The following is a 13,911-nucleotide window of genomic DNA, read 5'->3' as shown; positions in this document are numbered from 1 at the left end:
TCAGACGTTATCCGCCGGTTGCGCGGCGGGGCGTTTCTTCAGGGCGCGCAGGTCGAATGCCGCGCCCTCGCCGGCCAGGCGGCCCATGATTTCGCGCAGCACCCCGCGCTGCAGCTTCTGGGAAGCAGTCAGCGGAAGCGCGGACACGAAAGCGATGTAGCCCGGGAGCTTGTAGTAAGTGAGCCGCTGCGCCGCGGCCTCGAATATTTGCAGCGCCACTTCGTGCGAGGGTGCATGGCCAGCGGCAAGCTCGACGCACGCCATGACTTCCTCGCCGCGCGTCTCGTCGTCGACGGGTCCCACGCCGACGTTACGCACGATGGGCAACTGGTTGAGCACGGCCTCGACTTCGAGCGAGGCGATGTTCTCGCCGCTGCGCCGGATGATGCTCTTCTTGCGATCGACGAAATGCAGGGCGCCGTCGCCACCCGCGCGCACGACGTCCCCGGTGTGGAAGTAGCCGCCGGCCCATGCGGCTTCGGTCAACTCTGGCTGGTTCGCGTAACCGGAGAAGAAGCCCGCCCGCGGGTCCGGACCGGCGGCGCGTACCCACAGTTCGCCGGCGGCGCCGGGCGGCAGATCATTGCCCGCGTCGTCGACGATGCGGTATTCCATGTGGCCCGCCGGCCGACCGAAGCAACGGCTGCCGGCCTGGCGCGGCTCGACGTTGGCCGCGACCGCCGCTCCCGCGCCGACTTCGGTCATCGACCAGGACTCCACCAGCGGAAAGCCGAAGCGCGCCTCGAACGCCGCCTGGTGTTTGGGATGCACGCCGGCACCAAAGCCGAACTTCACGGCGTGCGCACGCTCGCCGGGATGGGGCGGGAATTGCAGCAGGATTGCCGGCATCACACCGAGGTAATGCACGATGGTGGCGCCGCTCTCGGCGACGGTCTGCGCCCAGGTGCCCGGGTGGAAACGGTCCAGCTGAACGATGCAACCGCCGCTCAGGATCATCGCCATCGACGAGCAGGCCAGCGCGTTCATATGCACCAGCGGCAACGGGGTGATCAGGCGTTCGGCGCCGGGCGCGATCGCGCACAGTCCGCCGAGCGCCAGGTACCACCGGCCGAAAGCCAGCATGTAGGCGTTCGACAGCATGCAGCCCTTCGGCAAACCCGTGCTCCCCGACGTATAGACCAGCGCGCACTCGTCGTCGCCGGCTGCGAACGTGCCGAGCGGCACCGGCGCCTGGGGCACGCCGCCGTCAAGGCACCAAACAGGCGGCAGCGCCACGTCAGTGCCGGTCCGTGCCAGGGTCAAGGCTGGCTCCAGCGCCGCCCTCCGACCGTCTAGCGTAATCACCATCACGGCCGCGCTATCGTGCAGCACATGCGCGATCTCCGCCGCGCTGTGCTCTGCGTTGAGCGGCACGATCGACACGCCGATGCCGTTGAGCGCCAGCCAGCACAGGAAGAACTCGGCGCGGTTGTCGAGCATCACGGCGACGCGATGGCCGCACATCAAGCCAGCCTCGCGGAAAATTGCCTCCAGCACCTTCACGCGAATAGCGGCCTCGCCGTACTGCCAGTCCACCGGCTGGCCCCCATACCCCGCCGTTGCCTGCGCGGGAATATGGAGAAAAGGACGCGCCGGATAGCGGTCCGACGTTGCGTCGAACGCCGCCCGAACCGAGCTGCCGGCGCTTGCGGCACTATCGCCCAGTTGCGTCCGAATCCCGCATGAGGAATCAAAAGCCATGTTGTCTCGCCCATTTCGTTGTCTTTCTTGATGTCGGCCGGTTCATCTACCCGGCTCGACCATGAGCAAATGCTATTCATCAAGTATCTTGATGTCAAGCAATCAATTGCGAAGTTATTTGGAGCCAAGTAAAATTGGCTCATGACTACCCTTGACTATGTGGACCAATTTCTCGCCGAATGGCGGACGGCGCGCCCGGACCTCGATCTGCAACACGCCGACATGCTGATCCGGGTGATCCGCCTGGGCGGAGTGCTGGAGCGCGAGCTGAGCAAGCTTTCCCAGGCGCACGGCATTACCTCTGGCCAGTTCCAGGTGCTGGCGGCGCTGCGTCGGCGCTACCCCAGGACGGCATCCCCGTCGGATCTGAGCCGCATCGCCATCCTCACCACGGGCACGATGACAGTGCTGCTGGACCGCCTCGAAGACAAGGGGCTGGTGCGCCGTCTGCCCGATCCGAATGACCGTCGGCGGCTGGAGGTGGAACTGACGGAAGAAGGCCTGGCGTGCATCGATCGTGCACTGGACGAACGGGTCGCCAGGCTGAATGCGCTGACGGCGATGATGAATCCCGAAGAATGCGTCGCTGCAGGCCACGCACTGCGTCATTTGTTGAACGCGATCGACGCTTCGATCGACAGCGGCGAATGACTCTATGGTTGAGTCGAATATTCATTTGCACTACGACATATATCTTTGATCTGCGATTACTCACCACTCGCCAGGAAGGGTACGCCGGGAAGCCTGCCCGCGAACGATGCGTCCTCGACGCGACGGTAGGCTCTATCGCCGTGGCATACTCATTACGCGCGGCAACGGCAGTATGCTCAGCATAACGGTCACAGCGGGTCACGACGCACCGCCGATCCTTGCTGCGTTAGCTCGTGGAGGCGTACACAACGATGCCCCGACACAACCCGGCACTGCATCGCAGCCAGAAAACCCCCATGACCAGGGCGAAGCGGCGCTTCCTGATCGTCGGCGTAATCATTCTGTTGGCTGCGTTTGGCTGGGTGGTGGGGATCGTGGTCGCACCCGCGTTCCAGCGCACCATCGTCATGACCAGCGGCGCGGACAACGGCATCTATCGCGGCTTTGCGGATCGCTATGCGCCCATCCTGAGGCGCGCCGGCATCAAACTCGATATCCGCAGTTCTTCCGGAGCGGTGGAGAATTATGAGCGGTTGAGCGACCCGAACAGCGCCTACGAAGTCGGTTTCATCCAGTCGGGTACCACGAGTCCAAAGGAGACCGACGGTATCCAGACGATCGCTGCCGTGTCGTACGAACCGATCTGGGTGTTCTATCGCGGCGACGCGACGGTCGACCGACTGTCGCAACTACGCGGCAAGAAGATTTCGACCGGCGTGCCCGGCAGTGGCCTGCTCAACGTTGCGCAGGTATTGCTCGGCTACAGCGGCATCACGAGCCAGAATTCCACCCTGTTGCAAATGGATGCACCGGCAGCTTACCAGGGGCTCGAAAGCGGCCAGATCGACGCGGCTTTCTTCATCGGCAGGCCCGACGCCCAGATGCAGAAGACCCTGCTGAACAGCAATCTCAAACTGATGAATTTCGCGCAGGCAGACGCGCTGGTTCAGAAGTTCCCATCGCTTTCGAAGATCGTCTTGCCGCGCGCATCGACTAGTGTCGCCGACGACCTGCCGCGCACCGATGTCACGCTGCTCGCTGCAACGGCACTGCTGGTCTCGAAAGACACGCTGCATCCGGCACTCGTCTACCTGCTGCTCGACGCGGCTCACTCCGTTCACGGTGGCGAAGATTACTTCACGCCGCTCGGCACGTTCCCTAACCTGAAGACGGAAGAATTCCCGATCTCCGACGAAAGCGTCCGCTACTTCAAATCCGGCCAGCCGTTCCTGTACCGCTATTTGCCGTTCTGGCTCGCGAGCGTGATCGAACGACGGCTGTTGATCCTCGTGCCGTTCGCGGCGCTCCTGATTGGCTTGCTTCAGGCGTTGCCGCGGCTGCTCGAAGCGCGGATGAAAAAACGGCTCGTGGTCTGGTACCGCGAAATCAAGGCACTCGAAGACGAAGTCTGGAGCAGCAGCGAGCCGCCCCCCTCGAAGATCGCGCAATGGAGTGAAGAAATCGAAAGCATCGACGCGAACGCGAGCCGGATACGCATTCCGTACCGCTATTTTCAGGATGTCTACGCGCTCAAGCAGGCGATCGGTGTCGTGCGGGACCGGATAACACAGGTTGCGCAGCGAACGAAGGGTTAGCGTGGCGCTTGCCCATCTCCTTTGCGTACCTGTGGCGGGGTATAGCCGTCTGGGGCAAACCACCCGAACGGCATTCACCGCTGTTCGCGCCCCTAAAGAGAACGCACGACTTTCGTTAAATCACCGAATTAAAAGGTATTTATCCACCAATCCCCTTTTCCGCGTCCCGCACAACGCAGGCATAATTCGGAAGGAGCAGCGCAATTAAAAGGGTCGTTTTCGTATTCCTGACTATCGAGGGACTACGCAAGGCGAGACGTTAGAGCGCCTCCAGTCCCACGATAGATTATCTGGCGTCGCCACGGCGGCGCCGGGCAGGAACGATTCATGAAACCGGCAAGGAATTCGCGGTGGTCACGCTTTGGCCAATACGTTGCGGTGGGTGTCTGCGCGGCCGCGCTGGCGGCCACGGCTGGCTTTTTATACTGGCGTCATGAAGCGAGTCTTGCGCGGTCCCAGCCGGCCGCGCTTACGGGTGTCGCCAGCGAAATGCGGCATGACGCATCGCCATGGACGAAGCGCGAAAAGGATGCCTCCGAATTGCTGCGCGATATTCGCGACCGCGATGTCACCGCGATCGGCGTGAGCCGCGAAGCGATTCTCGTCTCGACGACCCAGGGCGAAAAGTATTATGTGGCCGATCATAATGGCGCGTTCGCGAACGCTCTGCTGCTCGGCGACCTGAGGCCGGGCGCGACGCCGCCCTGGCAGCTCGTCTGGTTGCCGCGCGCCGATGTGCGCGTCGGCGCCGAGCGTTGGACTGAAGCCTTCGACCGCGTGCGCGACGCGCTCAGTCTGCTGTTCCCCGTGCTGATGCTAGGCGGCCTGCTGTGGTTCATGCGCCGCGAAATGGGCGGCGGCGCGCAATTGCTCGGCGAATCACCCACTTTACGCTTCGACGACGTGATCGGCGCAGGCGAAGCGAAAGCCGCGCTCGCCGACGTGCGCGCGTGGCTCACCGAGCCCGCCCAGTTCACGGGCATGGGCGTGCGCGCGCCGTGCGGCGTGCTCATGACGGGCGGGCCCGGCGTCGGCAAGACGCGCCTCGCGCAGGCGCTTGCAGGCGAATGCGGCGCGAACTTCATCGCCATCACGGGCAGCTATTTCAGCGCGAAGTATTACGGCGTGGGCATTCAGAAGGTCAAGCGCCTGTTCGAACTCGCGCGCAAGAACGCGCCCACGGTCATTTTCATCGACGAGGCGGACGGTCTCGGCAAGCGCACCGATACGGGCGGCGGCCCGGTCGAGGCGGAAAGCAACCGCATCATCAACCAGCTGCTCGCGGAGATGGATGGGTTCGAGTCGAACGAAGGCGTGATCATCGTCGCCGCGACCAATCACCCGGACAATCTCGACGAAGCGCTGCGCCGCCCCGGCCGTTTCGACCGCACGGTGCAGGTGCGTCTGCCCGATCTGGAAGATCGCGCAGATATTCTGCGCTTTTACGCCGGCAATCTGAAAACGAAAGCCAACGACCTCGATTTCAACCAGCTCGCGCGCCTGACCACGGGTCTTTCGCCGGCCACGCTCTCGATGATCGTGAATCAGGCGGGTCTCGTGGCGCGCAAGGCCGGCAAGCAGGAAGTGGCCGCAGTGCATTTTCTCGAGGCCATCAAGATTGCTCGCATTGGCGACGTCAACGGCGCAGAGCGCGCGCTTTCGGACGACGAACGCACGCGCATTGCGATCCATGAAGCCGGTCATGGCCTCGTCGCCGCCCTCCTCGGTACGGGCGTGCTCGAAGAAGTGACGATTCTGCCGCGCGGCGGCGCGTTGGGCGTGGCGCTGATCACGAAAATGCAGGACAAGTACCTGTATCGCGAAACGGAAATGCGCAACGAGATCCAGGTGCTGCTGGGCGGACGCAACGCGGAACTGCTCATGTTCAGCGAAGCATCGAGCGGCGCGGCGCAGGATTTGCAGGAAGCCTCGCGCATCAGCCTCGACATGGTGTCGAAGCACGGCTTCAACGCGGATGGCAATCTGTTCAGCCTCGCGGCGCTGCCGCAGCAGGTCGCGGGCTTGCAACTGAAGACCGCGATCGAGCACGCGAACGTGCTGCTGCACGAACTCAACGATGCGTGCTTCGCGTTGCTACGTGCGAACGAGCCGGTCCTGCGAGCGATCGCCGACCAGTTGCTCGAGTCGGAGACGGTGCCTGGCGAGACGGTCTATCGTCTGATTCGCGAGCATGCAGCGGCCGTGGCGAGCACGCAGGCAGTGACCGAAGCGGCCGTCGCGTGAGCCGCTTGCACCGCCCTCATCGTTCGCGTCCTCCAGTCCTTTCGAGGGCCGCCATCGCCCTTACGATCACGAGCAGCACGGAAAGACTCACGCCGCTCGAAGCGCGCAGTTCCGTCAGCAACTGACCATAACGCTCGAGCGCACCCTCGTGCTGCGCGCACCATGCGTCCACGAGCGTTTGTGCATCCGCGGCTTCGGAGCCTTGTGTAAGCACGCTCGTGGTAAGCGCGCGTTTGAGGTGCGCCACCTCGGCGAGCGCCGCCGCGCGCGCCATGGTGTCCCAATGCGTGGGCGTGGGCAGCGTCGCCGCACGCTCGCCAATCCAGCTGTAATTGAGCCGCGTGCCCAAGGCAAAGTATGCCGCCGCAACGCGCTCCAGCGGGCGGTCGCACGCGGCCGCCACATCGGCGATGTCGAGCAGTGCTACCGAAATATCTCCGCTCGCCACGCGCAGCGCGAGCGCGTTTTCGACGCCCGCCTTCACGAGTTCGCCCTGGCGAGCCGAAAGCGCTTCGAGATCCGCTTCGGGCAACAGCGTCGGCAATTGCGGCGCGAGGCGCTGGGCGGCGTCTCGGCAGCGAGCCAGCAGCGTGCTCACGCCGTCGTTATCCACCGCACCCGCCTGCAGATGCCGCAGGAACCATAGCGCCGCGCGTTCGAGCAGCCGCGCGATGTCGACGAACATGCGCGCCTGCACGTCGTCGGGCACGCGGTTATCGAGCGCGTCGATGGCGCGCCAGATGTCATTGAGGCCGAATACGTCGCGCGCCATGATGCACGCGCGCACGATTTCGCCTGGCTGCGCGTCGGTTTCCTCCATCAAACGGTGCACAAATGCGCAGCCCACGCGGTTCACGAGCGCGTTCGTCAAATGCGTCGCCAGAATTTCACGCCGCAGCGGATGCCGATGCATGGGTTCGCTAAAGCGCTGCTGCAGCGGCTGCGGGAAGTAGTCGATCAACAAGTCCGCGACGAGCGAGTCTTCCGGCACGGACGAGTCGAGCAACGCGTCGTAGAGCCACATCTTGCTGTAAGCGAGCAGCACGGCGCGCTCTGGCGACGTGAGCCCGAGTTTCGCGCCTTGACGTTCGGCGATTTCGTCGTCCGTCGGCAGGAATTCGATATGGCGGTTCAGACGTCCTGCGCGTTCGAGCCAGCGCATCAGGCGCGATTCGGCATCGAGCAGTTCCACGGCGTAGCGGCCCGCGATCGAAAGCGCCTGTGTCTGGTAATAGTTGTCGCTCAGCACCAGCAGTCCGACTTCGTCAGTCATCTCCGCGAGCAAGGTGTTGCGCTGTTTCGTCGTCATCTCGCCGTCGGCCACTACGAGTCCGAGCAGGATCTTGATGTTCACTTCGTGATCCGAACAATCCACGCCGGCTGAGTTGTCGATCGCGTCCGTGTTGATGTGGCCGCCGTGCTGCGCGAATTCGATGCGCCCCAGCTGCGTGACGCCGAGATTGCCGCCCTCGCCCACGACCTTGCAGCGCAGCTCCGAGCCGTTCACGCGCACGGCGTCGTTGGCGCGGTCGCCGACCTGCGCATTGGTCTCGCGCGCGGCTTTCACATAGGTGCCAATGCCGCCGTTATAGAGCAGATCGACGTTCGCCAGCAGGATCGCGCGAATCAACTCGGTTGGCGAAAGCGCCGCCGCCTCGATGCCGAGTGCCGTACGCACCGCGGCGGAAAGCGGGATCGTCTTCATAGTGCGCGCGAATACGCCGCCGCCCGCGGAAATCGTTGCCGGGTCGTAGTCGGCCCAGCTCGAGCGTTCGAGTCCGAAGAGCCGCGTGCGCTCCGCGAGGCTCACGGCCGGATCGGGATTGGGGTCGAGGAAAATATGGCGGTGATCGAAGGCTGCGACGAGCTTGATATGCGGCGAGAGCAGCATGCCGTTGCCGAATACGTCGCCGGACATGTCGCCAATGCCGACCACGGTGAAATCCATGGCCTGTGTATCCACGCCCATTTCGCGGAAATGCCGCTTGACCGACTCCCACGCGCCGCGTGCCGTGATCGCCATCTTCTTGTGGTCGTAGCCCACGGAACCGCCCGAAGCGAAGGCATCGTCGAGCCAGAAACCGTATTCGGCAGATATCGCGTTCGCATAGTCGGAGAACGTGGCGGTGCCCTTGTCGGCGGCCACGACGAGGTACGGGTCGTCGGGGTCGTGGCGCACGACATCGGGCGGAGGCACGATCGCGTTGTTCACGAGATTGTCGGTGAGATCGAGCAGGCCGCGCAGGAAGGTCTGATAGCACGCCACGCCCTCGCGCATCCATGCTTCGCGGTCGCTCGCCGGCGGCGGATTCTTCACGACAAAGCCGCCCTTCGACCCCACCGGCACGATCACGACGTTCTTCACCATCTGGGCTTTCATGAGGCCCAGTACTTCAGTGCGGAAGTCTTCGCGGCGATCCGACCAGCGCAGGCCTCCGCGCGCGACGCGCCCGCCGCGCAAGTGCACGCCCTCTACGCGCGGCGAATAAACCCAGATCTCGAACATGGGCTTGGGTTCGGGCAGGCCAGGCACTTTCGACGGATCGAACTTGAATGAGAGCGAGGGCCGCTCTGCGCCATTGGCTTCGCGGCGGAAATAGTTCGTGCGCACCGTCGCATTGATCACGCCGAGGAACTGCCGCAGGATACGGTCTTCGTCGAGATTGGGCACCTGATCTAGCGCGCTCTCAATGGCCTTGAGCATGAGCGCCGTTCGCTCTTCGCGTGCCTGTGAATCGCGCGGATCGAACCGGAGTACGAACAGTTCGACGAACTGCCGGGCAATCGCGGGGTTGCCGGTAAGCGCACGCTCGATATAGGCGTCGCTGAATGTCGAGCCCACCTGGCGAAGATACTTTGCATAGGCGCGCAGGATCGTGACTTCGCGCGCGCTCAGATAGGCGCGCAGCACGAGCCGGTTGAAATCGTCGTTTTCGATGCGTGCGTTCCAGACGCTTTCGAATGCGTCTTCGAACAGGCCCTTCACACGCTCGATGTCGAATTCGGCGTCGTCCGCGAGTTCGAGGCCGAAATCGTGGACCCACGCAGGCGCACAAGAAGGCGCCTCGATCACATAGGGCCGCTCTTCATCCACACGCACGCCGAGGTGTTCCAGCATCGGCAGGCTGCGCGAGAGCGCAATCGCTTCGCCCGCGCAATAAACCTTGAAGCGAAACGTACGCGGGCCCGCCTCGATAGGCCGGTACAGATTCATCGCGATGCGCTGCGTTCCCTGCACGCGCTCGATCAGCTCGATGTCGCGTACCGCCGTGCGGGCCGGATAATCGTCGCGATAGCCCGGCGGGAACGAATCGGCGTAGCGATGCAACAGACTCGTGCCCTGCTCTTCGCCGAATGCGTCGAGCAGCGCATCGGCCAGATCGTCCTGCCAGCGGCGCGTGACCTGCACGAGCCGCGCTTCGAGTTCGTGCGTGTCGACTTCGGGCATAGAGCCGGGTTCGGCGTGCACGACGAAATGAATCCGCGCGATCGCCGACTCCGAAAGCAGCGGCGTGAACTCCACGGAAACGCCGTTGAAGGCGTCCACGAGCAGGTTCGCAATCCGCCGCCGCAGATCGGTGTTGTACTTGTCGCGCGAAACGTATACGAGACATGAAACGAAGCGGTTGAAGCGATCGCGCCGCACGAATAGCCGCGTGCGCTGGTGTTCCTGCAAGCGCAGCACACCGAGCGCGATATCGAAAAGTTCGTCCTCGCTCGCCTGCAGCAGCTCATCGCGCGGATAGGTTTCCAGCACCGTCACCAGCGATTTGCCGAGATGGCCTTTCGGCAGGAAGCCCGCGCGCTGCACGATATTCGCGCATTTGCGCCGCACGATCGGGATTTCGGCGGTGGAGACCATATAGGCGGTCGAGGTGTAGAGGCCCACGAAGCGGCGCTCGCCGCACACCTTGCCGTCCGCGCCGACGAGCTTCACCCCAACGTAATCCAGATAGCCTGGCCGGTGAACGGTGGCGCGCGAGTTCGCTTTCGTCAGGAAAATGGGCCACGCGCCGCTGATGATGTCGACGGCCGCGGGCGGCAACGGCGTGATGTCGGGCGTGCCGGGCGCGCGCAGCGATTCGCGCAGAATGCCGAGACCCGAGCCTTCCACGCCGCGCAGGGCGTAGCCGCCGTCATGCGCAACCAGCGCGTAATCGCGCTGGCCGAGGAAGGTGAAATGGTCGGCCACCATCCATTCGAGAAACGCGCGTGCTTCGATGTCCTCTGCGCTCGTTTCGCGCGCTTTCATCGTCTTGATGGTGGTGCGCGCGGCCTCGAGCAGGTTCGGCCAATCTTCTACCGACGCCCGCACGTCGCCGAGCACCTTGGCGATGTCGCTGCGCAATTCGTCGAGCTTTGCTGCGTCGCCACAGCGGTCCACCTCGAAGTGGATGAACGAGGCGAGTTGCGATTGCCCGTCGCCGGCGCTGGCGCCGCCCTCGTCCACACGCTCGATCGTGCCGTCCTTGCCGCGCCAGATCCGGAACACCGGGTGCAGGGCGGAATGCAGCGCGAGCCCCAGACGGTTGACGGCCATGGAAACCGAATCGACGAGAAATGGCATGTCGTCGTTCACGATTTCGATGACCGTATGGTCCGAATGCCAACCGTGCTGTTCGAGGATCGGGTTGTAGACCTGCATGCGCTCGCTGCCCGGCACGAAGCGCTGCGCGGTTCGCCAGTGCGCCATGGCGGCGCCGTAGAGGTCGGCGATGCTGCGGCTACGCAGATCTTCCGCGTCGGCGAAATCGTAGTAGTGCCGCAGGAAAGGCTCGACGATCTGGAACGTCGGCTCGGGCAAGCGCGCCCGCGCAAATTCCATGACGTCGGAGAGCAGATGGGCGACGAATTCTTCGTTCCTCGCTAGCATGACGAACTCCTTGGCGGATAGTCATCGACTGCATCGGCGGTTCAGTCATTATGCACCGGCAAGGTGATCGAACGATGAATGCGTGCGCACGCGCTGCCTCAGGGCGAGGCGCCGCGCTGCACTGCGGATGGTGGCGCAGAACTTGCTGACTGCGAACGCCCGCTCCAGCGCGCTTATGGCGCCGCTTTCGATGCGGGTTGGAATTGGGCGAGCAGCCAGGTACGCAGCTTCTGGCTCGTCTCCCACCGGACGCTGGCCTGCGGAAGGACAATGTAATAACCGAGCGACAGGGGCAACGAGAAATCGAACAGGCGTCGCAGCCTTCCGGCCGCGATATCGCGCTCGACGAGATGTTCGCTCGTGAGCGCAATGCCCTGCCCGGCAATCGCGGCATCGATGGCGAGCGACGACTGACTGAAGTGCGGTCCTTTCATCTCGCCCAATGCGCTTGTGCAGCCCATGGCGTTGAAAAACTCCGGCCACATATCATGAGAATCATGGAGCAACACATAGTTTTCGAGGTCGGCGACCGTACGCAACGGGTAATCGGGCTTAACTAGTTGCGGGCTGGCTACGGCGAACACCTGCAGCGGAAATAGCAGGTCGCTGACTAGACCTTTCGCGAACGGTGGCTTGCCGAGCCGAACGGCGATATCTACGCCATCGGACCTGAAGTTGCATAGCGCCGCATCAGCAATGATCCGGACGTCGATGTCCGGGTGTTGCTCGCCGAACTCTGCTAGCCTGGGTATCAGCCATTTCGAAGCGAATGACGGCGTCGTACTGATCGTGAGGGACGTGGAACGACGGTTCAGCGCCGCGGTCGCGTCGGCGACGATCGTGAGCGCCCGCTGAACGGCAGCGAAGTAAATCTGCCCCTCGGTCGTGAGAGCGAGACCGCGCGGCCCCCTTGCGAAAAGCGGCAAATTCAGGGCTTCCTCCAGCACCCGCACCTGTTGCGCGACAGCGCCCTGCGTGACGCCAAGCTCTTCGGACGCGAGGCGGAAATTGAGGTGCCGGGCGGATGCGTCGAACGCGCGGAGCGCATTCAACGGCGGGAGATGGCGTGGCTTCGATGAATGCTTCAACGGTATATTGGCTGGTGGAAAGCCTGTGATCAGCTCGCAATGTGTCAGTAATGAGCCAGTAGATATTTTATTGTCAGACTATAAGAAACATCATTCGACAATCCAATCATAACGCCATACAGTTTCTATACGAAATCGCATACGGCGCAGCTTTGTCGCGCGGCATCCAATTCAAGGAGAGAGCACCATGGCAGTAGAAAAAGTCGCACTCGTCACGGCGGCCGGCAAGGGTATGGGCGCGGCGATCGCGCGCGAACTGGCGGCCAGCGGCTATCGTCTGGCCTTGATGTCGCCCTCCGGCAGCGCGGCCGAGCTGGCGAAAGAGCTTGGCGGATTCGGTTTTACGGGCTCGGTAACCGAGCCGGACTGTATCGACCGGTTCGTTCGCGAAACGCTCGAAAAGTATGGCCGCATCGACGCTGTGGTGAACAACACGGGGCATCCGCCGAAGGGGGATCTGCTTTCCATTGCAGACGAACAGTGGCACCTCGGGCTCGATCTCATCCTGCTCAACGTCGCTCGCGTGCTGCGTCGCGTGACGCCTGCGTTTCTCGAGCAAGGCGGCGGCGCGGTGGTGAATATCTCGAGCTTTGCAGCCGATGCGCCTGAGCAGGCCATGCCCGTTTCCTCTGCGCTGCGCGCCGCGCTGAATTCGTTCACGCACCTCTATGCCGACCGCTACGCAAAGGACAATATTCGAATCAACTCCGTGCTGCCGGGATTCATCGACAGCTGGCCCGAAACGCCCGAGATCGTCGCCCGCATTCCGGTTGGACGCTTCGGGAAAACACAGGAGATCGCACAAACGGTCGCGTTCCTGTTGTCGGATGCCGCGGGGTACATCACGGGGCAAAACATCCGTGTCGACGGCGGCATCGTGCGTGCTCTGTAACGCGGCAGATATGGATCAGATCGTCGACGAGGTCTGGGCGTGCCTGCACGCGGGCGCAAACGCGCGCAAGGAGCGCGCGCCCTTCACGATGCTGCAGGTCGCGACGATCGCGCTAGACGGTGCGCCTGCCGTGCGGACGGTCGTGTTGCGCCGTGTCTCTCGCGAGCAGCGCTCAGTCATGTTTCATACCGACGTACGGTCAACGAAGGTGGCCGAATTGCGGCGCGACCCGCGCCTATCGCTCGTCGGCTGTGATCTCGACAGCGGGATCCAGATAAGGCTGCACGGCATTGCGAGAATCGTCGAGACGCCCTCGGAAACGAAGGCGGTCTGGGACGCGAGCAGACCTCGGACGTTGATTGTCTATCGCACGCCGCTTGCGCCCGCGACACCGGTTGCGTCTCCCGCCGAGGCGCATGCAACGACGCATGCCAAAGATCCCGACTCATCGGCGGGATTCGAAAACTTCTGTCTGATTGACGTGACCGTATCGAGAATTGACTACCTCGATCTGAATCCCGCAGGGCATAGGCGGGCCAGTCTGGTGTTTGAAGAAGGGGAATGGCGCGGGACCTGGCTGGCGCCTTGAATTGGCGAGCTGCTTTTTTTAATGCGCCCAAACGCCAGAACCCCGGTGCTCTTTCGGAGACACCGGGGTTCGGGACGTTACAGCATAAGGAGCCTGACGATTACCTACTTTCACACGGGCAATCCGCACTATCATCGGCGTGGAGCTGTTTCACGGTCCTGTTCGGGATGGGAAGGGGTGGGACCAGCTCGCTATGGTCATCAGGCATGACGGGTTGCTGCGTCGACTCGGGTCTTTCGGACCTGGCGCCACAGCCAATCGGGAAGAAGCGTAAAGAG

8 protein-coding genes and 1 rRNA gene are annotated in these 13,911 nt (G+C 63.2%); 5 read left to right on the top strand and 4 right to left on the bottom strand.

Annotation, left to right across the window (positions count from 1 at the left end; all coding sequences use genetic code 11):
* Entirely contained in the window at positions 1-1,701 is a 1,701-nt protein-coding gene (locus M3I53_RS12470; RefSeq protein ID WP_375542512.1) for an AMP-binding protein, read from the bottom strand.
* Between the two features lie 141 nt (positions 1,702-1,842).
* On the opposite strand from M3I53_RS12470, the gene M3I53_RS12465 reads away from it, so the two are divergent.
* From M3I53_RS12465 to M3I53_RS12455, 3 genes are all read left to right on the top strand, one after another.
* Positions 1,843-2,352 (top strand): MarR family winged helix-turn-helix transcriptional regulator, encoded by a 510-nt coding sequence (locus tag M3I53_RS12465; RefSeq protein WP_254316229.1) that lies wholly within the window; start codon positions 1,843-1,845, stop codon positions 2,350-2,352.
* 296 nt (positions 2,353-2,648) lie between these two features.
* Positions 2,649-3,947: a TAXI family TRAP transporter solute-binding subunit gene (locus tag M3I53_RS12460; RefSeq protein ID WP_254316228.1), complete on the top strand. Its 1,299-nt coding sequence runs from the start codon at positions 2,649-2,651 to the stop codon at positions 3,945-3,947.
* A gap of 327 nt (positions 3,948-4,274) precedes the next feature.
* Complete coding sequence (locus M3I53_RS12455; protein ID WP_254316227.1) at positions 4,275-6,191, top strand: AAA family ATPase; 1,917 nt, start codon at positions 4,275-4,277, stop codon at positions 6,189-6,191.
* A gap of 16 nt (positions 6,192-6,207) precedes the next feature.
* On the opposite strand, the gene M3I53_RS12450 is transcribed toward M3I53_RS12455, so the two are convergent.
* Both M3I53_RS12450 and gcvA read right to left on the bottom strand, forming a co-directional pair.
* Positions 6,208-11,064 (bottom strand): NAD-glutamate dehydrogenase, encoded by a 4,857-nt coding sequence (locus M3I53_RS12450; protein WP_254316226.1) that lies wholly within the window; start codon positions 11,062-11,064, stop codon positions 6,208-6,210.
* A gap of 173 nt (positions 11,065-11,237) precedes the next feature.
* Positions 11,238-12,152: a transcriptional regulator GcvA gene (gene gcvA, locus M3I53_RS12445; protein ID WP_254316225.1), complete on the bottom strand. Its 915-nt coding sequence runs from the start codon at positions 12,150-12,152 to the stop codon at positions 11,238-11,240.
* A gap of 187 nt (positions 12,153-12,339) precedes the next feature.
* On the opposite strand from gcvA, the gene M3I53_RS12440 reads away from it, so the two are divergent.
* Both M3I53_RS12440 and M3I53_RS12435 read left to right on the top strand, forming a co-directional pair.
* The gene (locus tag M3I53_RS12440; RefSeq protein WP_254316224.1) at positions 12,340-13,044 is read left to right on the top strand and encodes an SDR family oxidoreductase; all 705 of its coding nucleotides are present in this window, start codon (positions 12,340-12,342) and stop codon (positions 13,042-13,044) included.
* A gap of 10 nt (positions 13,045-13,054) precedes the next feature.
* A complete protein-coding gene (locus M3I53_RS12435; protein WP_254316223.1) occupies positions 13,055-13,633 on the top strand; it encodes a pyridoxamine 5'-phosphate oxidase family protein in 579 nt (192 codons plus the stop codon).
* 91 nt (positions 13,634-13,724) lie between these two features.
* Here M3I53_RS12435 and rrf read toward each other — a convergent pair.
* Positions 13,725-13,838, bottom strand: a 5S ribosomal RNA gene (gene rrf / locus M3I53_RS12430).
* Positions 13,839-13,911: the final 73 nt, after the last annotated feature.

The sequence above is a fragment of the Paraburkholderia sp. CNPSo 3272 genome (assembly GCF_024206495.1).
In the GTDB taxonomy this organism is placed as follows: domain Bacteria; phylum Pseudomonadota; class Gammaproteobacteria; order Burkholderiales; family Burkholderiaceae; genus Paraburkholderia.
This window is presented reverse-complemented; position numbering and strand designations above follow the sequence as displayed.

Bases quoted from the DNA above. Each gene is read 5' to 3' on its own strand.
- M3I53_RS12470 (WP_375542512.1), bottom strand. From the start codon at position 1,701: ATGGCTTTTGATTCCTCATGCGGGATTCGGACGCAACTGGGCGATAGT.
- M3I53_RS12465 (WP_254316229.1), top strand. From the start codon at position 1,843: ATGACTACCCTTGACTATGTGGACCAATTTCTCGCCGAATGGCGGACG.
- M3I53_RS12460 (WP_254316228.1), top strand. From the start codon at position 2,649: ATGACCAGGGCGAAGCGGCGCTTCCTGATCGTCGGCGTAATCATTCTG.
- M3I53_RS12455 (WP_254316227.1), top strand. From the start codon at position 4,275: ATGAAACCGGCAAGGAATTCGCGGTGGTCACGCTTTGGCCAATACGTT.
- M3I53_RS12450 (WP_254316226.1), bottom strand. From the start codon at position 11,064: ATGCTAGCGAGGAACGAAGAATTCGTCGCCCATCTGCTCTCCGACGTC.
- M3I53_RS12440 (WP_254316224.1), top strand. From the start codon at position 12,340: ATGGCAGTAGAAAAAGTCGCACTCGTCACGGCGGCCGGCAAGGGTATG.
- M3I53_RS12435 (WP_254316223.1), top strand. From the start codon at position 13,055: ATGGATCAGATCGTCGACGAGGTCTGGGCGTGCCTGCACGCGGGCGCA.